The organism is Methylobacterium frigidaeris, assembly GCF_022179185.1.
In the GTDB taxonomy this organism is placed as follows: domain Bacteria; phylum Pseudomonadota; class Alphaproteobacteria; order Rhizobiales; family Beijerinckiaceae; genus Methylobacterium; species Methylobacterium frigidaeris.
Genome location: NZ_BPQJ01000042.1, coordinates 17433 through 39848, shown reverse-complemented (window position 1 = coordinate 39848; position 22416 = coordinate 17433). Strand labels below are relative to the sequence as shown.

The 22416-nt window shown below is 64.8% G+C and carries 16 protein-coding genes and 1 pseudogene; 11 read left to right on the top strand and 6 right to left on the bottom strand.

Annotation, left to right across the window (positions count from 1 at the left end; translation table 11 throughout):
- Positions 1 to 14 precede the first annotated feature (14 nt).
- Positions 15 to 2417: a bifunctional diguanylate cyclase/phosphodiesterase gene (locus tag MFF64_RS28825; RefSeq protein WP_238192982.1), complete on the bottom strand. Its 2403-nt coding sequence runs from the start codon at positions 2415 to 2417 to the stop codon at positions 15 to 17.
- 693 nt (positions 2418 to 3110) lie between these two features.
- Complete coding sequence (locus tag MFF64_RS28820; RefSeq protein WP_238192996.1) at positions 3111 to 4796, bottom strand: methyl-accepting chemotaxis protein; 1686 nt, start codon at positions 4794 to 4796, stop codon at positions 3111 to 3113.
- 660 nt (positions 4797 to 5456) lie between these two features.
- On the opposite strand from MFF64_RS28820, the gene MFF64_RS38650 reads away from it, so the two are divergent.
- Together MFF64_RS38650 and MFF64_RS28810 are read left to right on the top strand one after the other, a co-directional pair.
- Positions 5457 to 5828 carry a hypothetical protein gene (locus MFF64_RS38650; protein WP_165795587.1) on the top strand — a complete coding sequence of 124 codons (372 nt, stop codon included), beginning with the start codon at positions 5457 to 5459 and terminating at the stop codon, positions 5826 to 5828.
- The gene (locus MFF64_RS28810) at positions 5786 to 7099 is read left to right on the top strand and encodes an ABC transporter substrate-binding protein (RefSeq protein WP_238192981.1); all 1314 of its coding nucleotides are present in this window, start codon (positions 5786 to 5788) and stop codon (positions 7097 to 7099) included. The genes MFF64_RS38650 and MFF64_RS28810 overlap by 43 nt, the downstream gene beginning before the upstream one ends.
- Positions 7100 to 7102: 3 nt before the next feature.
- On the opposite strand, the gene MFF64_RS28805 is transcribed toward MFF64_RS28810, so the two are convergent.
- The 3 genes from MFF64_RS28805 to MFF64_RS28795 all read right to left on the bottom strand — a co-directional run bounded on the left by MFF64_RS28805 (position 7103) and on the right by MFF64_RS28795 (position 11776).
- Positions 7103 to 8665 carry a glutamate-cysteine ligase family protein gene (locus MFF64_RS28805; protein ID WP_238192980.1) on the bottom strand — a complete coding sequence of 521 codons (1563 nt, stop codon included), beginning with the start codon at positions 8663 to 8665 and terminating at the stop codon, positions 7103 to 7105.
- Complete coding sequence (locus tag MFF64_RS28800) at positions 8665 to 11088, bottom strand: MFS transporter (RefSeq protein ID WP_238192979.1); 2424 nt, start codon at positions 11086 to 11088, stop codon at positions 8665 to 8667. Before MFF64_RS28800 ends, MFF64_RS28805 begins: the two co-directional genes overlap by 1 nt.
- Before the next feature lie 283 nt (positions 11089 to 11371).
- Positions 11372 to 11776 carry a hypothetical protein gene (locus MFF64_RS28795; RefSeq protein ID WP_238192978.1) on the bottom strand — a complete coding sequence of 135 codons (405 nt, stop codon included), beginning with the start codon at positions 11774 to 11776 and terminating at the stop codon, positions 11372 to 11374.
- A gap of 339 nt (positions 11777 to 12115) precedes the next feature.
- Here MFF64_RS28795 and MFF64_RS28790 point away from each other — a divergent pair, with 339 nt between their 5' ends.
- The 8 genes and pseudogenes from MFF64_RS28790 to MFF64_RS28755 form a co-directional block, all read left to right on the top strand.
- Positions 12116 to 12277, top strand: a complete 162-nt coding sequence (locus MFF64_RS28790) for a hypothetical protein (RefSeq protein ID WP_238192977.1) — start codon at positions 12116 to 12118, stop codon at positions 12275 to 12277.
- A gap of 130 nt (positions 12278 to 12407) precedes the next feature.
- Positions 12408 to 12695, top strand: a complete 288-nt coding sequence (locus MFF64_RS28785; protein WP_238192976.1) for a hypothetical protein — start codon at positions 12408 to 12410, stop codon at positions 12693 to 12695.
- Between the two features lie 161 nt (positions 12696 to 12856).
- On the top strand, positions 12857 to 14890 hold the full coding sequence (locus MFF64_RS28780; protein ID WP_238192975.1) for an OPT family oligopeptide transporter: 2034 nt from the start codon (positions 12857 to 12859) through the stop codon (positions 14888 to 14890).
- 45 nt (positions 14891 to 14935) lie between these two features.
- Positions 14936 to 15379, top strand: coding sequence for a DMT family transporter (locus tag MFF64_RS28775; RefSeq protein WP_238192974.1), 444 nt, complete (start codon positions 14936 to 14938; stop codon positions 15377 to 15379).
- 648 nt (positions 15380 to 16027) lie between these two features.
- Positions 16028 to 16303 (top strand): hypothetical protein, encoded by a 276-nt coding sequence (locus MFF64_RS28770; RefSeq protein WP_238192973.1) that lies wholly within the window; start codon positions 16028 to 16030, stop codon positions 16301 to 16303.
- Positions 16304 to 16508: 205 nt separating this feature from the next.
- Positions 16509 to 18821 (top strand): DUF8426 domain-containing protein, encoded by a 2313-nt coding sequence (locus MFF64_RS28765; RefSeq protein WP_238192972.1) that lies wholly within the window; start codon positions 16509 to 16511, stop codon positions 18819 to 18821.
- 125 nt (positions 18822 to 18946) lie between these two features.
- The gene (locus MFF64_RS28760; protein WP_238192971.1) at positions 18947 to 20137 is read left to right on the top strand and encodes an McrC family protein; all 1191 of its coding nucleotides are present in this window, start codon (positions 18947 to 18949) and stop codon (positions 20135 to 20137) included.
- 202 nt (positions 20138 to 20339) lie between these two features.
- Positions 20340 to 20471 (top strand): annotated as a pseudogene (locus MFF64_RS28755) (flagellin); the annotation flags it as partial.
- A gap of 89 nt (positions 20472 to 20560) precedes the next feature.
- Here the strand turns inward: MFF64_RS28755 and MFF64_RS28750 are convergent.
- Positions 20561 to 21526, bottom strand: coding sequence for a GlxA family transcriptional regulator (locus tag MFF64_RS28750; RefSeq protein ID WP_238192970.1), 966 nt, complete (start codon positions 21524 to 21526; stop codon positions 20561 to 20563).
- Positions 21527 to 21644: 118 nt separating this feature from the next.
- Between MFF64_RS28750 and MFF64_RS28745 the strand changes: the two genes are divergently transcribed.
- Positions 21645 to 22322 carry an HD domain-containing protein gene (locus MFF64_RS28745; protein WP_238192969.1) on the top strand — a complete coding sequence of 226 codons (678 nt, stop codon included), beginning with the start codon at positions 21645 to 21647 and terminating at the stop codon, positions 22320 to 22322.
- The last annotated feature ends 94 nt before the right edge of the window (positions 22323 to 22416 follow it).

Sequence of the window (22416 nt, the reverse complement as noted above, 5' to 3'; positions counted from 1 at the left end):
CTCGCTCCTGTCTCTCAGGCCGCCGCCTCCAGGCCAGTCAGGAAGCCGAGGAACGCTGCGCTGGGCAACGGCCGGCTCACGTGGTAGCCCTGCACCTGCCCGCACTGCTCGGCCGCCACGAAGGCATACTGCTCCGCGGTCTCGATGCCCTCCACCGTGGTCGCCATGCCTAAGCCCGCCCCCATGGTGATGATGGCGCGGATGATCGCCGCGCTCTCCACATCGTCAGGGAGCAGGCGGACGAAGGAGCGGTCGATCTTGATCTTGGAGAAGGGAAAGCGGCGCAGGTAGCTGAGCGAGGAGTAGCCGGTCCCGAAGTCGTCCATAGACAGGCCGACGCCGATCGCCCGGAGCTTGGTCAGCATCGCGAGCGTGCGCTCCTCGTCGTCGAGCAGGACGCCCTCGGTAATCTCGAGCTCCAGGCGGTCGGCCTCCAGGCTGGTCGCCTTCAGGATGCCGGCGACGGTCTCTGGCAGCCGGTCGTCGCGGAACTGCACCGGCGACAGATTGACGGCGACCTTGATCGCTCGCGGCCACGCCATGGCCTGCGTGCAGGCGGTACGCAGCACCCAGGCGCCGAGCGGCACGATGAGGCCGGTCTCCTCGGCCAGGGGGATAAAATCCGCCGGGGCGATCAGTCCCTGCTCGGGATGACGCCAGCGGATCAGCGCTTCCGCCGCCGTCACCTCCCCGGTCTGAACGTCGACGAGGGGCTGGAAGTGCAGCTCGAACTCGCCAACGTCCAGGGCGCGGCGCAGGTCGGCCTCCATCCGGCTGCGGGCCAGCATCCGCTCGGCCAGAGCCGGCTCGAACATCCGGAATGTTCCCTTACCCTCGGCTTTGGCCTTGTAGAGGGCGAGGTCGGCGTTGCGCAGCAATTCTGCGGGCCGGCTGCCATCAGTGCTCCCGCCGGCCGGGGCGATCGCGACACCGACGCTGACGCCGACGTGGATGAGCTGTCCGTCGAGCAGGAAGGGCCGGTCGATCGCCTCTACGATGCGCGCGGCGATCTTTTGTGGGCCTGCGGCATCTGTCACCCCGAGCAGGAGAACCGCGAATTCGTCGCCGCCTAAGCGCGCAACGACGTCCTCCTCGCTGATGGCGGATCGCAGGCGGGCGGCGACCTTGCGCAGCAGCTCGTCCCCCATCGCGTGGCCGAGCGTGTCGTTGACGAACTTGAACCGGTCGAGGTCGAGCATCAGCACGGCGAGACCGACGTTCTGCTCCCGCAAGGCGGCTGCATGGTGCGCCAGCAGGTCCCCGAACCGCGCCCGGTTCGCCAAGCCGGTCACCACGTCGGTGAAGGCGAGGGCGCGCAGCCGGGCTTCCGAGCGCAGGCGCTCCCGCTGGTCGCGGAAAGCGACGACGGTCTGACGCTTGTGGCCGATCGCGATATCTTTGCGCAGGACCCGGACGGGCACGCTCTGCCCGCTCCTGTCGATCAGCTCGGCGTCGCGCTCCTCCTGCTCCGGCAAGTCGGCGAGCACGAGGCCCGGCAGCAGACGCGTGAGGCTGAGGCCGATCAGCTCGGCCTGGGCCATGCCCGACAGGAGCTCAAGGCTCCGGTTGGCCGTGGTGATCCCGGCCTCATCGCAGACCGCGAGCCCTTCGAGCGCCACGCTGGCCAACTCGCGCAGGCGCTCGCGGTCCCGGCGCAGTTGCGCCCGCGCGTTCAGTGTCATGCGCAGACCGACGAAAGCGAGTATCAGCAGACCGAACGAAACGGTCGCGATGATGGGGGCGATCGTCGATGGGGCGACCGCGTTTTCCGGCAGCGGGACCTGTGGGTCGTAGACCAGGACCATTGCCGTCATCCCGCAAAGGTGCAGGACAACGATCGAGCCGAGGAGCAGCGGGATAGAGCCGCGGCGAAGTGCATGGCTGCGCTCGCCGGCGGCAACCATCCCGAGGCCGGACAGGGCGAGGCTCGCCAGGATTGAGCCGACCACGAGGCCCATGTCCCACGAGACATGCCCGGTCACGCGGTAGGAGGCCTGCCCGACGTAGTGCAGGGCCGTGATGCCGAGCCCCAGGATCGCTCCGGCCGCGAAGCGGCGCGCCCGGCGGCGCTGGCCGATGGCGAGCCAGACGCCGGCGCCGATGCCGCCGATCACGAGGAGGAGGGAGAGGGCGGTCAGGACGGGCTCGAAGCCGGCCGCCATGCCGGGCTCGAAGGCGAGCAGCGCAATCATGTGAGTCGCCCAGGCCGTGCAGCCGGAAGCGACGATGCTGGCGAGGGCCCATTGGCGCCGCGTCAGACCTTCGGATCGGGCGGCGTGCGAGGCGATTGCTGATGAGGCACAGATGCCGATTGCGCACACGACGACGGCGAGAAACAAGATTTTCTCGTCATGGTTCTGGATAACGCAGGTTAATATTGACTGCATCGCGACCTCTCCAGACTGAATGAACGGCATAGAGGTTAAATTATAGATAATACAGTAACAGGTCCTGAATTTATGCTAAATAAATATTACATTTCACATAAATCGATCCACTAATCGTTCGGAACTCGCTTACCAATTGGCTATCGAAAGTATCGTCAAAAAATTAGTGCAGGTTGTAATTAATGCGCTAAATGCTCGCGGTGTTTCTACAGCTTGAGGACGCCAAGGTGGCCAGTAAAAGTCAGGCGTGTCCTTGCCCGGGCAAACTGAGAGGTAGCGGGCCGGGGCGTTCCCTCCGATTGGAAGCCCGACCCACCGGCCTCGCTGAAGAGCGGCCGCAACAGCAAGGCGATCGAGTTTATCAGCGAAGCCTGGCGACGGTACAGACATTCGCTGGGTTATGCTGTGCCCAGGGGCGCCTATCGGAATAGGGTGAGAAACACATCTTCAAGCGCGAAGAAGATCCCGACGAGTGCGGTGGCGATGCCCGCCAGGATCAGGCATAGAGCCTGAAGTGACAGAGTGCGCATAATCCTCTGTCGTCGCCACGGATTATTTGAGTCCATGTCATCCCGCCGTAGCAGCTACAGCCTTTTTGCCTTGCCCGAATGGTCCGTCGGGCGCTGGCTGACGCAGATCAGTCACCTCTCGCCCACTCGACAGAGTTCTGAGCGACTTTGCGGAGCTACCTAGGATCACAACACACTGCAACCTCTCGGCTCTTCAAGCTGCCCTGACACGGTCGAGGAAGCGCGCCACCTCGGCCGAGAGGCGTTCCGCATGACATGACAGCTCCGAGGCTGAGGCCAGCACCTGGCTAGCCGCCGCGCCCGTCTCCTCCGCAGAACCTGCCACCCCGGCGATGTTGCCGGTCACCTCGCCGGTGCCGGTCGCCGCCTGGGACACGTTGCGCACGATCTCCTGGGTCGCCGCACCCTGCTCCTCCACCGCCGCGGCGATTGAGGTCGTAACACCCGACATCTCCTCGATCCGCGCCGTGATCTGGCCGATCGCGCCCGCCGCTTGGCCGGTCGACGACTGAATCGCCGCGATCTGGCTGGTGATCTCCTCAGTCGCCTTCGCGGTCTGGCCGGCGAGTTCCTTGACCTCGGCGGCCACCACCGCGAAGCCACGCCCCGCCGCACCGGCGCGGGCCGCCTCGATCGTGGCATTGAGGGCCAAGAGATTGGTTTGAGCGGCAATCGAGGAGATCAGCCCGACCACGTCGCCGATGCGGGCGGTCGCCTCGGTCAGCGCCCGCACCTGGCAGGCGGTCTGACCGGCCTCGTTGACAGCGGCCTGGGCCAGCCGCGCCGAGCCGTCGACCTGACGGCCGATCTCCTGGACCGAGGCGCCGAGCTCCTCCGCCGCGGCCGCCACGGTGCCAACGTTCAAGGACGCCTCTTCGGCCGCGGCCGCCACGGCAGTCGACTGCGCGGCGGTCTGGGTCGCGGTGGCGGTCATGGTCTGGGCAGTGGCCTGGAGCTCGGTGGCCGAGGCCGAGACCTGGCCAACGATGCCGCCGACGGCCGCCTCGAAAGTGTCGGCCATCTGGCGCATGCCGGCGCGGCGCTGCTCCTCGGCCGAAGCGCGGGCCAGCACGGTCTCCTCCTCCAGCGCCTTCGCGCGAATCAGACCGTCCTTGAACACCTGGACGGCGGCGGCCATCGCGCCAAGTTCATGACCGCGCTGCTGACTGGGCACAACGCCTGTCAGATCGCCGGCAGCCAGCTGTTTCATGGCGGCCGTCATACGGGAGAGCGGCCGTGAGATACCGAGAAAGCTGAACAGCATTGCGCCGAGAGCGCCAAGAAGCGAGACCGCCCCCATGAGGTAGGCGAGATGTGTGGCGCTCCGTTCGCTTGCAACGCTCGCGTCAGCCTCGGCTTGCGCGCCCTGACGATTGGCAGACACCCCCTTGGCGAGCGTGTCGCGCACCTCGTTGAGGAGGCGCAGCATCTCGGGGCCGGTGAACAGGGCGTAGGCTTGCGCTCGCTGTTCCGCCCGCATGAGGGTGGCGACCTGCACGCTCTGCACCTCGTAGCGCGCCCACAGGGCAGCGAACTGCTGGTAGGTGGTGCGCGCCTCGGGCGTCCGGATCAGGGGCTCGTAGAGTGCGCGCGCTTGCGCGAGTTGTTCTGCTACCTGCCTGACGCGGGCTTCGTTCTCGGCGAGCGCGCGCGGATCGGGTGACGCAGTCATGAGGCGATACTGCTTGATGCGATACTCGCCGACCTGCGCGTTGATTTGATGGGCAGCATCGACCGAGGGCAGCCATTGCGCGGCCACGTCCGTGATGCTGTGTTCGACCGTTCTGAGTGCCAGGATTCCGGAGGCTCCCTGCGCGATTGCGAGCAGTCCCAGAAAGCCAAATAGTCCGATCAGCGAGGTACGCAGCGAAAGGCGCAGGGAAGACATACAAAACCTCAAGCAAGTCAGAGCGCGTTATTTCCAGTCGCATTCCTGGCCGACACAACGAGGCAATCAGGTTGCATGACGCTCCTGGTCGCACAGGCGCAAGTTGTGATCATGAGAAATGTGACGAACCTGCCCCATCGACACGCGCTGCGCTGGGTCCTCGGTACTCACAGGGTGTATATAATGCTCTATTATTTCGTTAACGCCAGATGATAAACTTTCTGAGGACCTTGGATGGCCTGTCTTCCTTTTCATTCCAAGCGACTAGCAGACAGCGCCAGCCCCTTATGTATGGCCATAAGGAATCTTTGAAGTTGATCAGGTTGTAAGCGCAAGCATGAGCCAATCGTGACGTACGTTCACCAGCCTACTCACCGATGAAGACGCGACTACCCTCGAGCACCTGGCCCGCTCCGACGTAGATGCCAACACGCTTCGAGCTTTCGCCAACGATAAGGACTACGCGGTCTCGCCCCCGCAGGAGCGCGCGTGCAGTCACCACCGTGGCAATCGAGAAGTTGCACATCACCTGCTTGCACGAGCACCGCTTGTCGATGTGCGCGACCGAGCGCTGCTGCGCATCACTTTTGCTTCCATTGGGCGGCGTCGGGCTAGACTTCAGAATGCACCCACACTGTCGGTGATGCCACGATGCTGATCGAGCTGTGCCGTTACGCGGTCGCGACCGTGCCGCTTGGCCTGGTAGAGCGCCGCATCCGCCGCCCGCGCCTCGACCGCAGCCGCGCGTCGGGTTTGGTTCCGACCGCTGGCCTTGGCCTCGTAAAGAGCAGTGTCCGCCCGCCGGAAGAGGTCCGGCGCCGCGCCGGCACCACGGCGCCACGTCCGAACCGGCTGTTGCAAGCGTCCATTGCCGCCATCAGCGCGCCGGACTTCTCTCGGTCATGGGCATCGAACAGCGGGAGGAGCGTGCCAAGCGCGCTGCAACACCTGACGACAAAAGGCACACCGGTCGTCCAGCGATGCATCACAACCAAATCGTCAGCTTCCTGGGCGAAGATCTGACCATCCGAGAGGGCCTGTGGTCCGCCGGCCTGTGGCCCGCCGGTCATGGTATCCTCTTCACCTCTGCAGGGGCTGCACGCCGTCACATGCTGAAATCTACCCTCCTTGCGACAGCTGCCGTTCTGTGCCTCGGGATCACACACCCCTCGCCGGCAATTGCCTTGCCGGATCAGCAGCTTGCCGCAAATGCCGCTACCTGGCCTGTTACGCCCAAACTGAAGGAAGACGGTACAAAATGGCGGATCGGGTACTATGAAGGCGGACAGTACGCCGATTATGTCGTCATCCTAAAATCGATCGTAAACGGATTGGCCGCCTTAGGCTGGCTCAAAGGCGTGGACATTCCTGCTGGGCTCGATCCGTTCCAGACCTGGCAGTGGCTCGCGACGCGCGTCGACAGCCGCTTCATCGAGTTCGTCGCCGATGCACGCTATGCGCCGGGCAACTTCGATGCCTCAAAGCGTACCAAGACACGCGCGGAACTCATCGGTCGCCTGAAAGAGCGACGCGATCTCGATCTCGTTCTCGCACTCGGAACCTGGGCCGGGCAGGATCTCGCCACGAGCGAAGTCACCGTTCCGGTCATCGTGGCCTCGACGAGCGATCCCGTCGGCTCGAAGATCGTGGCGAGCGCCGAAGACTCTGGGTTCGACCACCTGAACGCCAAGGTGGAGCCGACCCGCTACCACGATCAAGTCGAGCTGTTCTGGAACACCTTCGGCTTCAAGCGCCTCGGTGTCGTCTACGAAGACAGCACCGAAGGGCGGTCGTTCGCGGCGCTGCCAGCGGTCGAGGCCGCGGCACGAGAGCTCGGGTTCGAGGTCGTGGGCTGCAAGGCGCCCTTCAGCAATACGGCGCAGGCGGTCGTCGATCAGGCGGCCATCGCCTGCTACCGAGATCTCGCCGTCAAGGCCGACGCCGTCTACGTGACGGTGCATCGCGGCGTGAACGCAGCGACGCTGCCGGCCATCTCCCAGGCCTTGATAACTGGACGGATCCCGTCGTTCTCGATGCTCGGCGAGACTGAGGTCCGGGCCGGGGTCCTGATGAGCGTGGCTCAGTCGAACTACCTCTACGTCGGCCGCTTCCACGCCGAGACCATAGCCCGGATCTTCAACGGTGCCCGGCCGCGCAGCCTTCCCCAGATCTGGCAGGCTCCAGCCCAGATCGCCCTGAACTACACGACCGCGAAGGCGATCGGCTATGTTCCCCCATTCGATATCCTGGTCGCCAGCGACGAGATCGTTCGCTCACCGGCGACCACGCCCTGAGGGTCAGAACCCAACGGCGCGCGGCAGATCGAGAACGGGCTGCCGCAGATCCGGCACAGGGGGCAGCGTGGTGACGAGACGGTCCTGCATGATCTCGCGCACGCGCTGCCGCGGCGAGCCGGGCAGGGCGGCGTAGGATCGCAGCGCCCGGTCGGCCCCGGTGTCTCCGGTGCGAAGCACGTGGATCGGGTAGTGCAGCATCCATCGCTCGTCGTCGTGCAATCCCCGCTCGGCCTCCTCGAGGACGACCTCAGCGATCCGGGCGAGAGGCGTGTTCCGGGGGCCCACGTCGGTTGCCAGGCCGTGGCGCATGGCCGACAACCGGGCGGCCTGCACATCCGGAAAGGCGAGCACGCGGGCGATGCGGGCGAAGGCGTCTCGATTGGCGATCAGACCTTTCTGGATCGCCGAAGCCGCCATCGTGACCGAAGCCGAAACGAGCGGATCGCTCAGCCCGCAGAGTTCCGCATCGGGGAAATTGGCGCCGCAAGCCCGCCCCTCGATGTACAGCGCGCTGCAATGAGTTTCGAATAGCGACTCGACGGTGCGCTCCCGGAGCGCCTCGAGAAAGGCGCCGACCGGTGGCGGATGGCCGAAGTGGAACCGGATCCGTCCATCGAGGAAGTGGGAGAACTGGAGATCCTCGAGGTGCGAGAGGCTCGGCTGCACCTCGGCTCCGTTCGAGCCGTCGAGAGTGTGGGTCCGGGTCCGCCCGGCCCGCAGGAAGGCGAGCAGCGGCGGATCGCCGGCAACGCGCAGGAGCCGACCGGCGGCCTTGTAGCTCGCGCCCGGTTCGGGGATCGCCTGCATGGCGGTGCCGGCGCCGAACGTCCACTCGAAGTAGTCGGCCATGTCCTCGAACTGTCGGCTCGGCGTCACGTGCTGGCGACGATCGGCCAGAAAGGCAGCCGGGGCGAACATCCGCTCCCAAATGCTGAGACGGGTCTCCTTCCAGCCGGTCGGCGATCCGTTCTCGAACGGCGAGTTGGCGAACAGGGCGATCATCGCCGGCGCGGCCAGGAGGGTTACGTTGAGGGCCGCGACGGCGGCGTCGGCCGGCACGCCCGTCGTCGGGCCGTTCTGGGCCTTCGCGTCGATTCCCGCGGCGTGATCCCAACCCCGGATCCCGGTCCAGTAATCGTAGATCGCCTTAGGCGCCCTCATGCGGCGGTAGAAGTCCGGCGTGATCGCGACGTCGGGATGCTGCGACATCGCCAGGAAGCCGAGGCCGTCCTCACGGAGGGTGTCCCGGATTTCCTGCAATTCGCCGTGGACGTGGCGCGCGAGGCTGTTGAGCGCAGTCTCGCCGCACGCCCGGTCGCGGCACGGGCCGATCGCCGTCTCGACGTTGTTGAAGCCGTTGTCGAGCGAGGTGACGATCAGCGGATCACGCACGCCGATCGTGAGCCCGCCGCACTGGATGGGTACGGCCACGCCGCCCTGGGCGAGGCGCCGCTGATAGAGGCGGGGGAACAGCCCCCTTGCATCCGCGCTGACGCCCGTAGCGCGCGCGATGATGGGAAGCTCGAGCTCCAGGCCGACCGTCGGGATCCTGAGGTTCGCCATCACGCATGGGCTTTCGAGGTGAGAGGGGTCCGCTCGGACGCGAGCAGGCCAAACAGCAGGGTGCAGCCGACGTAGTAGAGCCCGGTGACGAGGAGACCACTGGAGACGCCGACGCTGGCGAAGAGAGCGCCGACGAGAAGTGGACCGGCCATCTGACCGAGCTTGTCGGCTGCCCGCTGCACGCCCATGGCGCGTCCCGTGCCGACCCGCTGCACGCTCGGAAGGTGGAGGGCGAAGCTCGACTGCGCCGGACCGCCGAGGCTGCTCGCCAGGCCGAGGAGGAACACCGAGACGATCAGGGTGGTGACGCCGGCATCGAAATAGCAGAAGGCGAGCCCGGCCCCGCCGATCAGCCCCCCGGCCACGATGAAGGGCTTCTTCTGCCGGAAGCGATCGACGAGGCGCCCGAGCCACGGCGCGACGTAGATGACCGACAAGCCGTAGATCATCATGATCCGGCCGATGTCGGCCTGCCCGACGCCGCGGTCGGCGAGGTAGACCGGCACCGTGTAGTAGAGCAGGCCGACCTGAGCGACGGAGAACGGCACGACGCTGAGCAGGAGCAGGGCCACGAAGCTGCGGTCCCTCGCTAGGACGCCGAAACCGCCAGGTCCGGCCTCGATCGCCGAGTTGGCTACTGGGGCAGCGACGGCCGCCGGCACATTGGCGGCCGGCACACCGAAGTACCGGCGCATGGCGAGGATTGCGAACGGGATCGGGACCAGTCCCGCCACGGCCGCAACCAGGAAGACCCCTGCTTGGCCGAGCTGCCCGGCTAGCATGGCACCGGTGGCGCTGCCGCAGATATGCCCGGCGAAGATGCCGGCGACGAGGTTGGCGACTGCCTGCGTGCGCATCCGCGCGGCGGACCATGCGAAAACGTAACCCTGGATGCCCATCCAGGCGAGCCCGTAACCGAGCCCGACCACCGCGCGGGCGGCCACGTAGGCCAGGGGATCCGACGCCAACCCCGACAGAGCGGAGCCCAGGGCGCAGACCACGACGCCGATCAAGAACGGGAATTGCCAACCCCGCCGGTCCGTGAGCCAGCCCGCCAGCAGCGCCGTCACCAGGGCAGCCAGCATCTCCGCCGAGATCGGCAGGGCGAGCAGGATCTGCCGCGGAATCGCGGTCATGTCCGAGGCGAGGCTAGCCATCCGCAGCGGCACGATGGAGAGCGGCAAGGCCCAGGCGAAGAGCAGGATGAAGGCCGCTGGACGGGCCAGGAGATGGTGCCCGTCGGCCGCGCTGTCGGGGCGGGCGCCGGCCTGGACCCGGCTACCCGAGCCCTTCTGCGCATGGGACTGAGCATGGGACTGGGCGTGGATCAACACCCCATACAGGACCAGTAGCTCGACGATGAACAGGAGCGAGGTCAGGATGATGGTAGCCGAGTCGAGCAGGCGTTGACGGACGCCCGCAGCGATGGCCGCATCCGACAATTCGGCGGTGATTCGGCCGATGACTGGCCCCTCCGGACCGGACCGCACGTCGTGCTCAATCAGCAGAGGCCCCCCGCCCCCTCCGACGGCTTGCGGCACGGCGGCGACGAGGGACCGGTCCGGCCTGGTGACCTGAACCGCCCCGAGTTCGGCGATGGCCACCTTCATCCGCCCGAGTGGCGCGTCGAAGCCGGCGATTTCCTCGGGCCTGATGCCGCGCCCGGCGAGACGCTGAAGGTCGAGGGACAGGCGGGTCAGCGACCGCTCAGCATTGGCCAGGGTCGTGGACAGGTAGACCTTACGGAAGGTGTCGATGGCGTACCAGGAGGACACGGCCTGGGTGCCGAGGATGACCACCAGCGGGACTGCCATGGCGTAGCGCCGCGACCTGCCGAGGGCTTCGACCCGGTTCGCCGCGACGGTCGCTGCCAGGAGAGCCAGGGCACCGCCGGCGGTGATGGCAGCCAGGACGCCGAGATAGCCGCGGGCCAGGCTCCAGCCCGCCTTGGCCACAACCAGTTGCGGCACGCTCAGGACCAGCCCGCCAGCGATGGCTCCCCGTCGTCCGAGCAAGGGGGTGACGAACAGGTGCCGGTCCCCGACCGTCATGGCCCGGAACGTCGCGGTGCCTGCGGCCTGCGTGTTCGACGGTGCAGCCGAAAGAAGCCGGCGGACGCTGTCGCGAACGGCTTCGTCCTGCTCCTCGCGCGTACCGGCCACGATCGACCCATCGGGTTTGGCTACGAATGCGCTTGAGACGTCCGGGAGATCGATCCGGATCGAGGCCAGCATCTCCTGGAGGCCGAACATCTGCTCGATCGGCTTGCCGAACCGGAGGGCATTCTGGATGCGGAAAGCCCAATCGTCGCTGACGATGCGCGCAGCCGTCGCGACGGAGTCGAACTGCGTCTTGCGGATCGCCGCCGTCGTGAGCGTGGCGTTGAACGCTTGGGCGAGAACGAGAACGAACAGGCAGCCCACGAAAAAGCGCAGGGCGAGAGTGCTTCGCGACGGCACCCGGGAGGGAACTGCATGCTCGTGAGAAAGTCCGCTCAAGCGATCAGCTCCGGGCTCGCATGGGAGACTCACAGAGACGTTTCAGATCCTAATTTTTTGACCTCCTATCATTGCAAAAATTCTACTAAGATGAAGATTGTGCGAGTATCAGGAAAAATGTTAACGAGTGCCGCTTCAGGTCGGTCTTGCAGCGTCTCAAAATGGTTGCAGCTTGCGCCCAATCGGCGTCGCCGATGTTCTGGCTTACTTAGAAGTCCAGATCGTCCTGCCGAATCTCTGATCGGGGATCGATGCCGCGGCTCCGCAGCGATTCAGCTGCTCGCTGGTCCGCGGCCGTCTTCGCAGGGGACTTCCGGCGCTGGCCGCCGATGCTCCGAGTCGTGGCATGCGGCATGGCTCGGCGCTCCTCATAGGCGGGCCGCACCTGCCGGTCGCCATCGGCGCTGCCGGTCGCCGCCTGGCGCTCCTCACGCGGCTGTGGCTCCTCGAGGAGCACGCCCCACCGCGCTACCTCGCGGCCGGTGAGCTCGGCGCGATCGTCGCGTAGCATCACCACCCGGGTCTTGCCGAGATACCCGGCGAAGTAGGTGGCGCCGGTGCGATCGGACCGGTACTCGCGCAGCTCGGTCAGGACTAGGCGGGGGCGGTTCATCGGCGGCTCACTCCTGACCCTTGTCCGCGGCGGGTGGCCCGCCGCCCGGCTTGCGCATCCTGAGGCCAGTCCCACCCCCATTCTCGGGGATGAACTCTATGCCTGCTGCCTCGACCACACATTGCGGTAAATGCCCCTGAACCCCCCCAGACTTTCGACCCTACCCCTCCCCCTCGATGTCAGGGGCAGTCCCGTCAGGCATCAGGCACAGGGATGGCCCAGGTTAGGGCGTGGGCGGGCTCGGAGGGGTTGGGTGCTATCCCTGGAGCTGAGAGGCTGGTGAGGTTCTCCGGCCTCCTGATCGATGGGTCATGCTGCCGAGCGAGGAAGGGCAGCACGATGAGCACGCTGCTGGTCGAGGTGTCCCCCTGGAAGGTCCATTTCCGCTGGAGTTGGATCGTGCGAGATCCGGTGCGTCTCCGCACCACGAAACAATTCGCCTCGGTGCACAACACACGCACGCAATCACCGACGGGTACGAGCACTCGCAACGCCGGCTGAAAGCAGCTGCCTTGGAGGCTCACATGGTCACGTCGAACCAATTCCGTCGCATGGCTGTCGCAGCTTTCGTTCTCGGCTTGGCGCTGGCGCCGGTGCTCAACCCGCTGCTGCCCTGATCCGGCAGCGGCCCGTGGCCGCCGCGCACTACCGGGTGGGGACCTCGGGCGGGTACACCCCGGCCATGCTCAGCGTCCTCAAGCACGTTCTGATCGAGTACGGCCCCGAGCGCGAAGCGCACATCAATGCGGCCGGTCGTGCCATTCCGGAGGCCTTCCCTGAAGCCTCGCTCGAGGTGGCGCAGGGCCTGCTCGATGATGACCTTCTCATCGAAGCCAGGATCCCGCTGCGCCGTGCGAACGAGTGGCCGGCCGTGAGCCGCCGTGCGCATGCCCTGCAGTTCGACACCCTTGCCGCTTGAGGGCGGGCTCCTGAGTGGACGGCGCATGTCCGAGAGCCACTCGCTGCTATAAAGCTAGGGCACCGAACGAAGCTCTGTCGTGCCCATCCTGCGGCGAAGTGACTGCAGACCTTCGATAGATGGATTGCGTTGGCGCCCGTGGCGACAGGCCAGGGTGCCCGATGGACGAAGCTCAGGACACGAACCGCCGAGGCACCGAACTGACCGGGCGCTCGCTGCTGATTGGCGGGGCCATCATCGTCGTGTTCATGGCCGCCAACGTCTACATGGGCCTCAAGACTGGAATGACGTTCTCGTCGTCCATTCCTGCCGCTGTGATTTCCATGGGGCTGCTGCGAGCCGTGGGCGGCGCGAGCCTTGTCGAGAACAACATCGTCCAGACGCAGGCCTCCGCCGCGGGCACGCTGTGCAATGTCATCCTGGTCCTGCCTGGACTCGTGTTGATCGGCTACTGGCATGGTTTTCCATTCTGGCAGACGAGCATGGTCTGCCTTGTGGGCGGTCTCCTCGGTGTCGCCTACTCAATTCCGCTGCGCCGCGCGCTCGTGGTTGGGGGCGATCTGCCCTACCCAGAGGGCCAAGCCGCCGCTGAGGTGCTGCACGCGGGCGAGAGCCGGGCGGGAGGCGAGGAAGGAGGGGGCTTGCGCACGCTCCTCGTCGCGGCCGCAGCCTCCGGCGCGATCGCCCTCGCGACAGGCGGCCTGAAGCTCCTCGCCGACGGTGTGCGGACGACGCTCGTCCTCGGACCGGCACCATTTCGGTTTGGTACCGGCTTCTCGCTCGCGCTCGTCGGGGTCGGTTACCTCGTGGGCATCGGCGCCTGCCTCGCCCTCTTCACGGGCGTGGTGCTCTCCTGGGGCATCGCCGTGCCGCTCCTCGCCACGTTTGGGCCAGACCGGGGCTCGTCGCCGGCGGAAGCAGCCGATGCGATCTGGGCCGGTCAGGTCCGCCTGATTGGGGCCGGCATTATTGCAGTCGGGGGCGTATGGACGGTCGGCACGCTCGCGAAGCCCATCCTCACCAGCATCCGCTCCGCCCTGAGGAGCGCCCGTGGGACGGGCGAGGGACGCGCCCTGCGGGAGATGCCGCGGCTCGAGCGAGACATCCCGATCACCTGGGTGGGCCTGGCGGCTGCTGCCCTCACACTGCCCCTGGCAGGGCTGGTGGCATGGTTTGCATCTGGTGCGAACCTCGGTGGGGTCTTCCCTGTGCTCATCGTGGCGGCGACGCTGTTCGTCGTGCTGTTCGGATTTCTGATGGCGGCGGCGTGTGGCTACCTCGCGGGTCTGCTCGGCTCGTCGTCGAGCCCGATATCCGGGATCGGCATCCTCACCACCATGGTAGTTGCTGTCCTGTTGCCCATCCTTGTCGGACACCCAGTGGACGAGGAGGGCCAGCGATTCGTCACCGGCATGGCCCTGCTGCTTGCCGCCGTGATCGTCACTATCGCGTCGATCGCCAACGACAACCTCCAAGACCTCAAGACCGGTCAACTCGTCGACGCGACGCCCTGGCGCCAGCAGGTCGCTCTGACGGTTGGCGTCGGCATCGGCGCCGTCGTCATCGCACCGCTTCTCGCCCTGCTCTACGGCGCTTACGGCTTCGTTGGCGCCCTGCCACGCGAGGGCATGGAAGCGCGTGCGGCGCTGCCGGCGCCTCAAGCGGCCCTGATGGCGCAGATCGCGGGCGGGATTGTGCATGGGGAACTGCCCTGGACGATGGTGCTGATCGGCATGGGGCTCGGCACCGGCTTCGTCGCACTCGAAGCGCTCTTGCGGCGGCGCGGGCTCACCTTCCCGGCGTTGACCGTCGGCATCGGCATGTACCTGCCGCTTGAGGTCGAGATGACGATCGCGGTGGGCGGCGTGCTCGGCTGGCTCGGAACCCGCGCCCTGCATCGCGCCGCCGCAGCGGAGAAGCGCCCACGCGAGACCGTGGTCGAGCCGGTGCGCCGGCGCGGCGTGCTGTTGGCGTCCGGCTTCCTTGTCGGCGAGAGCTTCGTTGGCGTGTTGCTCGCGGCGGCCGATACCCTGACCGGCCGCTCTGCCTCGCTGGCCCTTGTGGGTCCGGATCTCGCCCACCTCGCGCCGGCGTTCGGCGTCGTGGTGTTCGGGGTCGCCCTCGTTGCCTTCTACCGGCTCGTGTCCCGGCCGGCCGAAAGCCAGTTCGCACCGTTGCGACCAAGCAGGGACTGATGCGGCGCGAACGGCTCGGACTCTTATGAAAGGATCGAATTCTGCATGTGGTATCTCTACGGCTTCGCCCTCATCGCTGGCGTTGCGAACGCGATCCAACCCGGACCGAACTCGACGCTCGCCAAGACGTCGACGCAGCCGTTCTTCGCCGGCCTCGTGGTCGTTGTAGTGAGCGGCAGTGCCCTGCTGGCCGTCGGGCTCCTCTCCGGCCGGCTGAGCCTGCCCGATCAAGAGCAGGTTTCTCAGATCCCCTGGTGGGCGTGGCTCGGCGGTATCCTTGGGGCGTTCCTGACGCTGTCCCAACTCTTCGTGGCGCCGAAGGTCGGGGCCGGAGCTTTCCTCGGCACGCTGGTAACCGCCGGCGTGCTGACATCGCTGGTGCTCGACCATTTCGGCTGGGCAGGCTTCGACATTCATCCAGCTGGCCTGTGGCGCGTATTCGGGGGCATCCTGATGGTGGCGGGCGTGACCTTGGTGGCCCTCTTCTGAGTGTGGCTCATCAGTAGGTGCTGTCATGTCACAGCTCCGCCGGTAAGCCTGATGAAGGTGGCAGACAACTCGGTCGTCGCATTCCGATCAAGGTCGCGCGACTCAAGCATAGCTGAATTATATGTTGAAGGCGTGTGGGTCTTTGATATGGCTAACGGCTCGTCAGCGGTAGGGCTTCTATAGATATCGAAGCCCGGAGATGTTCACGGAATTCCTGCCGACTGACCTGAATGCCGTTCATCTTAAACCGTGCCGACGAGAACGGGCGTCGGCGGTCTTCCTGCTGTGACATGACCTGCATCTGCACCTCGAGTTGTCGAGGTCGTGGGGGCGCCACCGTCGGATCGCTCGACGACATGGTCGGCGCACACCTGAGGTGCTAGGAGCGTCATACAGTGCGTTCGAGGGGCGTCCTGCTGCCTCGGATGCCCCTCGCTGCCCCGCTGGTCCTGGGGACATCCTGAGCCCAGCACGACAGCTTCAGCTATCTGGGGCAGCCCTGCTGTTGCTGGGGCTCCCCGGCGCCTATCTCAACGTCCTCGATCGACAAGCTCAACAGCAGATTTCGTCGTCCTGGCTTTTTGGGAAACATTTCGGCGCTTCGAGCGTAACGTTGGCTTCAGACATCCCGCTAGTGGATCGAGCGCGATGGAACCGATGAAGCCCATGAAGCCGATGAAGGGCTCGGAGCCCTGGTGGCCTCAGGAGTTCGGCCAGCCCTCGACCAGCGGCGGTCAGGACGGTATGCGCTACGCGTTCTTCCCCGATAAGCAGCGGCTCCTCGTCGAGACCGACGGCAAGCTGGCCACTTACGATAGTGGCGACCACCGCATCAGCGGCGTCTCCCAGTCGAACGGCCGGGCACCGAGCTTCACCACCCAGGATGGCGATGTGAATGTGAACGACCTCAAGGTCGCGGATTAAGGGAGGCTCCGGCACGAGGCAATCCCGTGCCGGCGCTGGCCACGGCGCTGGAAGGCCCTGTTGGGACTGACGACGATGCCTTGACGGGCCGAAACTGGCACCTGTCACTCGGCTACGGTATTGTGATGATATGCAGTGAGGAAGCGACGGCGGACACAACTACCAAACGCTAACTGAGGCGTGTCCCTGTCGCGGTAAGGTGGCCATGACATTAGCCGAACCCGTTAGATCAAAGCTCCGAAATGCGCGTGAAGCCCTGGAAGAAGAGGGTGCGCTTCTTTCGCAGACGAAGCTAGCAGAATGCTACACCCTCTTCCGGGAAAGATTTGGACCACAAAAGCTACAAGAACTCGACGGTCCTAATCTTCTGGAGACTATGCACCTCCATGGAAGCCGCGATAGTCTTGTGTACTGGCTGGAGTTTAAAGACGACGAAGATTTGCCAGGAGTATTTGGTAGCATTGCTGGCGGTAGTGCATTAAAATTTGGGATCTACAGGCGCAAGGAAACGGGCGTCTGGATGACAGGTCACGCTGCTAAGCAAATCGAGCTGTCGACTGAGGATGCTATAGGCATCGCGAGACGGCATCGCGACCAACTAGTAGCGGCATCGGCCCTCCTGGATAGCTTTTCCGAGGGCGGCTCTGACGAAGACTATGCCGGCTTGCAGAAGAGAATGGAGGAGGTCGCGCCTGATGTTCAGGACAGCGCTTGGGGGCACAAGTACCTAAGTCTGCTGCATCATACGAAACTAGACGATTATCATTCAGACGAATTCCATGATTTTCACCTTGTAAAAACTCTTCAGATACCGCCAAGTGGCAGAGGCAAATATATACCCGCCGGACGCTTCGTCAGCATGGCTGCTGAGTTGGGAGTGCCTCTTAGCCATCTCGGGACCATCTTGAACCGAGCTAACGGAAAGCCTCGGCGCGTATGGCGTGTCGGCACGCGCGTGACGTCAAACGGTCAGGCTGATGTGAGCATCTGGGAGCTGATGAGGCATGCGGGCAACGTTGCCATAGGTTGGGAGGATCTCGGCGACTTGAGTTGGGTAGAAAAGAAACGCGAGAGCAAGGATGAGCTTAAGCGGCGTATGAGTGCTTTGACGTATTACGCAGCCTCTCCTCAGGTTGCTTCGCGCAAGGCTGGAGAGGTGTTCAGCTTTCTATTCGGCATGGACGAGGGCGACATCGTGCTGGCTGCGGACGGCTCACGTGTACTCGGTATTGGTAAGGTAAGCGGGCCCTACAGCTACGATCCTCACGGGTTGGGGGCCGCCCCTCACCGCAGAGCAGTTGAATGGCTGGACGCTGCTGAGTGGAGCCTGCCACGCTCTAACGAAGGATTACGGACCACTTTTTACCCCATCCGAGATCCTGAGAACCGCGTCGCGATTGAAGGACGCTTGCTCAATCCTGCGCCCGAGCCCCCGTCAGTTGTCGTTCCTGCGACCGCGCGGACCAGGGCGAAGGTGCGGCTGGACGGAGTGCCCGGGCGCCTTCAGGGTATTTTGGACCGGAAGGGGCAGGCGATACTCTACGGGCCGCCGGGAACGGGAAAGACGTACTGGGCACGCAAGGCAGCCAGAGACCTAGCTGCGCTCGCGGCCTTCGGTGCACACTACGATGCTATCAATGAGACTGAGCAGGCCGAAATAGAAGGAAATGGCGGCCCAGCCCTGGTAAGATCATGCACGTTTCATCCAAGCTATGGCTATGAGGATTTTCTAGAGGGGTTCCGGCCAACGTCCGGATCATCGGGACAGCTCTCGTTTGAGCGGCGAGATGGAATGTTCAAGCGCCTTTGTAGGGAGGCTGCCGAACATCCTGACCGCGAATTCTATCTACTGGTGGACGAAATCAACCGCGGAGACATACCGAGGATTTTCGGAGAGCTCATTACGTTGCTTGAGATGGATAAACGTGGCCACTCGCTTAATCTGCCCGTATCGGGGGAGGTGTTCTCAGTTCCTGCCAATGTAAGAATTATCGGCACGATGAACACAGCGGACCGGTCGATCGCCCTTCTCGATACAGCGCTTCGACGGCGCTTCGGCTTCGTTGAACTCCTTCCAGACACTCAGATCCTGGCCGATGCCGTGACCGGTGGGGTGCCGCTTGGCCCTTGGCTTAGAAACCTAAATGCGCGCATCCGAGAGCATGTCGGACGCGATGCGCGCAATCTTCAGGTCGGCCATGCCTACCTCATGGATCGGGGACAGCCGGTCTCCGATCCAGTACGGCTCGCTCGCATCATCGCAGAAGACATCATACCTCTGCTAGAGGAGTACTGCTACGAGGATTACGAAGCGCTTGAACGTATACTCGGTAAAGGCTTGATTGACAGCGCGAACCAGAAAGTTCGATCCGATCTTTTCTTGGCTGGTCGGGTCGAAGATCTGCTCGCTGCGCTAGTAGCGCAATTCCCGGACATCGTGACGACGCTCGGTGCTGTCGCTCATGCCGAGGATGCCCCCGAAATCGATCCCGACGACGAACAGGATGACGCCCCCTGACGGCCTTCGTGGAACTGCGCGTACCGGAGTGGTCCGAGCGGGGACCCGGCATTCCGGAACTCTCCGGACGGTGTATTTCAGATCGCCTGCGCGCGACCTGTGATGCGCTCGCGAGCAGTGGTAGGTTGGAGATCCTCGAGCTTTCGCGAGGGCTACTTGTTCGCACGAGTTCGTGGGTTGGCCGCCTCGAACTGGATGATCTCATCATAACGGTCGAACCGAAGCTACAACGGGCGCCTCTTGCTACCTTGTTGCAGTATGCCTATGGCCTGCGCGACCTCCAGCTCCACGAGAAGACGACACACGCTGCAGTTCTTGGTGGTATTCGTGAATTGCTTATTAGCCAGCTGGTTAACGAAGCAGAAGAACTGTTCGCGAGAGGCTTGTACCGGGACTACATCCGGAGCCCCGAGAACCTCGCCAGCCCAAAGGGCCGCCTCGATTTCGCGGCACTCGCAAACGTGATAGGTCGCGCACATGCGGTGTTGCCCTGCGTTCATCATCCCCGGTCAGAGGCGAACCCGATCAACGTGATACTGCTGGGCGCCATCGATTTAGGACGCAAGCTCTCCATCGATCCCACGCTCCGCCACCGCGCCGGACGCCTGGCGCGATCGTTGGAAGTAGTCACACCTCGGATCGCACTCACGTTATCCGCGTTAGATGCCACTGAGGCAATCATGGATCGGCGCCATCGCGCTTACCATCCATGCTTGCGGATTGCCCGTCTACTGCTGGAAGGCGCAGGGACCTCATTAGAGACGGGCGATGCACTCGTCCCATTGCCCGGCTTTCTTTTTGATATGAACCGCTTTTTCCAGACACTCCTCTCTCGGTTCCTATCCGAGAATTTGCCAGCTCTGCACATAGAAAACGAGCGCGTTTTGAAGGGGATGTTCGCCTGGGAAACAAACATGAACCCACTTCGGCGCAGAGCTCCTGCGCCGCGGCCCGATTTCTTAATCAAAGACGGAAATACTGTGGTTGCAGTCCTTGACGCCAAATATAGAGATCTTTGGGAAACGCGATTGCCGCGGGAGATGCTCTACCAGCTTGCTTTGTACGCATTGAGCTGCAAGGGAGTATCGCGAGAGGCAGTTATTTTATATCCCGCGCTTGACACGCTTGCGCGCGAGCAAGCTGTTGCGCTACTTGATCCGCATGGCGACAGCAAATTGGCACGAATTATTCTTCGGCCCGTGAACCTAAACCTTCTTGCGAATTTGGTTGGCACGAAACCAAATTCTGCTAACTTGCAGCATCGTGAAGACCTCGCTAAGAAACTTGCTCTTGGTACTCCGGGAGTAGCTATTTGATACGCGAACTTGGTCAAGGAAGGTGGATGAGAGGTCAAAGATGCCGACCAGCGCACGATCGCGCCCTGGAGGAGTGTTAGGTCTGCCCCGGCTGCGGCCCGCACCTGATGCCTGCCCGACAGCTCCATCGCGGTAAGGCCCGACCCGGCCGGTACGTTGGCTGCCGCCGGGGCCGGGCTTGACGCTGATCCGCCGGTTGATCAACCTCACGAACGCCGACATGAACGAAGAGGCGGCGAACTCGCAGGCCTTGGCGACCCAGCAGTCCCTGGCGATGTCCTCGTTGTGTCTGGCGAGCCAGGCCAACCAGTGTAACCTTCAGCTGTTGTGCTGATCGACGCGGGCGTCAGCAGCGGAGACTTTCGAGGCTTCGCTGCTGTCTCGACCCGGTGGTCCGGTGGGCACACTGGACTGGAACCCAGGTCAGGCCCCCGCGTGCCGACGTCGGTACTCGGCCGGCGTCGTGCCGACCCGGCGCATAAACGCGCGCCGCAGCGTGTCGGCGTCGCGGAAGCCGCAGGCGCCCGCGATCTGCTTCAAGGCGGCATCCCCGGTTTCGAGAAGGTGCCGCACGGCCTCGATCCGGACGGTCTCTACGTAAGCGGCGGGCGTAAGGCCGGTCTCGACCCGGAACAGGCGCGCGAAATGGCGGGGACTCATTCCGGCTCGCTCGGCCAGACGGTCGACGCCGTGATCCTGGGCGGGATGAGCCGCCACCCACCGCTGCACCTCCTGCAGGACCGAGCGGCCGGTCGGGGCACTCACGCCGCGACGGCTGAACTGCATCTGGCCGCCGCCGCGCTTGAAGAACATGACGAGTTGGGCCGCGACCCGGCGGGCGATCTCGGCGCCCAGATCCTCCTCCACGAGCGCCAGAGCGAGGTCTAGCCCGGCCGTGACACCGGCCGCGGTGCGCAACGGTCCGTCGAACAGGCAGATCGCGTCGGGCTCGACGATGGCGTCGGGGTACCGCTCGGCCAGCGCCTCCGCCACGGCCCAATGCGTCGTGACCCGGCGGCGGTCCAGCAGGCCGGCCTGCCCGAGGAGGAAGGCGCCGCTACAGACCGAGCCGTAGCGCCGGCACTGCGCCGCGGCCCGGCCGAGCCACTCCAGCAGGTCGGACCGAACCGCGAGGTCCTGGATCCGGGGTGCGCCCGCGACCAGGAGCGTGTCGAAGCGCGTCGGTTCGGCCTCGGGCGCGACCAGATCCGCGACCAAGCCGCGCCCGGACGAGGTGACGATAGGACCGGGCTCCGTCCCCACGATCGCCAGATCGTAGACGTCCCGGCCGCTCTGGGCGTTCGCCTCGGCGAAGACGTCGAGCGGACCGGCCACGTCGAGGAGCTGGGCACCCGGAAGGGCGAGGACGGCGACGGATCGGGGAAGCATTCGGGTTTCCGTGGCTGACGATGTATGCACGATGGCAGAAATCATCGCGACAAGGCGATTGATGCCATATGCGGTGCTGGGTAGCTCATCGGGAGGCTCAGCGCAAAGGAGACGCGCCATGACCATCCCGTCCGAGGCTGCCATTCCCGATACGGCCCTCGCCAAGGCGATCACCGAATTCGTCCGCGACACCGAAACGGACTTGCTCTTCAACCATTCGAGCCGGGTCTATCAGTTCGGGGCGCTCGCCGGCCTCCATCGCGGCCTGACCTTCGACCGCGAGCTTCTCTATGCCGGCGCCATGTTCCACGATGTCGGCCTGATGCCGGATCACAGCAGCGCGACGGAGCGCTTCGAGGTGGACGGTGCCAACGCCGCTCGCGCCTTCCTGAAGGCGCACGGCGTGCCGGAGGCGGACGTCTACACGGTGTGGACGGCCATCGCGCTCCACACCACGCCCGGCATCCCGGTCCACATGCACCCGGTGGTCGCCCTGGTCACGGCCGGCGTCGAGATGGACGTGCTCGGCCTGACCTACGGCGAGTATTCCGACGCGGAGCGCGAGGCGGTCGTAACAGCCCATCCCCGCACGCCGGGCTTCAAGGAGGACATCATCCAGGCCTTCTACGACGGCATCAAGCACAAGCCCGACACCACCTTCGGCAACGTGAAGGCCGACGTGATCGCCGACAAGGAGCCGAGCTTCCGCCGAGGGAACTTCTGCAGCGTGATCCGCGCGTCCCGCTGGCCCGGCGGCACGCATGCGCCGGGTTGCGGATGCGGGAATCACGCCTGATCCGCCGGCCGGACGACAGCATCCGGAGATCGGTGCTGTCGCGCCGCGGACCGGCCGCAGGCACGAGCGGGTCGGCCCGTGCGGCGACCCCGAC

Excerpts from the sequence above, each read along its gene's own strand:
- MFF64_RS28825 (WP_238192982.1), bottom strand. The coding sequence starts at position 2,417 with ATGCCGTTCATTCAGTCTGGAGAGGTCGCGATGCAGTCAATATTAACC.
- MFF64_RS38650 (WP_165795587.1), top strand. The coding sequence starts at position 5,457 with ATGCTGATCGAGCTGTGCCGTTACGCGGTCGCGACCGTGCCGCTTGGC.
- MFF64_RS28810 (WP_238192981.1), top strand. The coding sequence starts at position 5,786 with ATGCATCACAACCAAATCGTCAGCTTCCTGGGCGAAGATCTGACCATC.
- MFF64_RS28805 (WP_238192980.1), bottom strand. The coding sequence starts at position 8,665 with ATGGCGAACCTCAGGATCCCGACGGTCGGCCTGGAGCTCGAGCTTCCC.
- MFF64_RS28795 (WP_238192978.1), bottom strand. The coding sequence starts at position 11,776 with ATGAACCGCCCCCGCCTAGTCCTGACCGAGCTGCGCGAGTACCGGTCC.
- MFF64_RS28790 (WP_238192977.1), top strand. The coding sequence starts at position 12,116 with ATGAGCACGCTGCTGGTCGAGGTGTCCCCCTGGAAGGTCCATTTCCGC.
- MFF64_RS28780 (WP_238192975.1), top strand. The coding sequence starts at position 12,857 with ATGGACGAAGCTCAGGACACGAACCGCCGAGGCACCGAACTGACCGGG.
- MFF64_RS28775 (WP_238192974.1), top strand. The coding sequence starts at position 14,936 with ATGTGGTATCTCTACGGCTTCGCCCTCATCGCTGGCGTTGCGAACGCG.
- MFF64_RS28770 (WP_238192973.1), top strand. The coding sequence starts at position 16,028 with ATGGAACCGATGAAGCCCATGAAGCCGATGAAGGGCTCGGAGCCCTGG.
- MFF64_RS28765 (WP_238192972.1), top strand. The coding sequence starts at position 16,509 with ATGACATTAGCCGAACCCGTTAGATCAAAGCTCCGAAATGCGCGTGAA.
- MFF64_RS28750 (WP_238192970.1), bottom strand. The coding sequence starts at position 21,526 with ATGCTTCCCCGATCCGTCGCCGTCCTCGCCCTTCCGGGTGCCCAGCTC.
- MFF64_RS28745 (WP_238192969.1), top strand. The coding sequence starts at position 21,645 with ATGACCATCCCGTCCGAGGCTGCCATTCCCGATACGGCCCTCGCCAAG.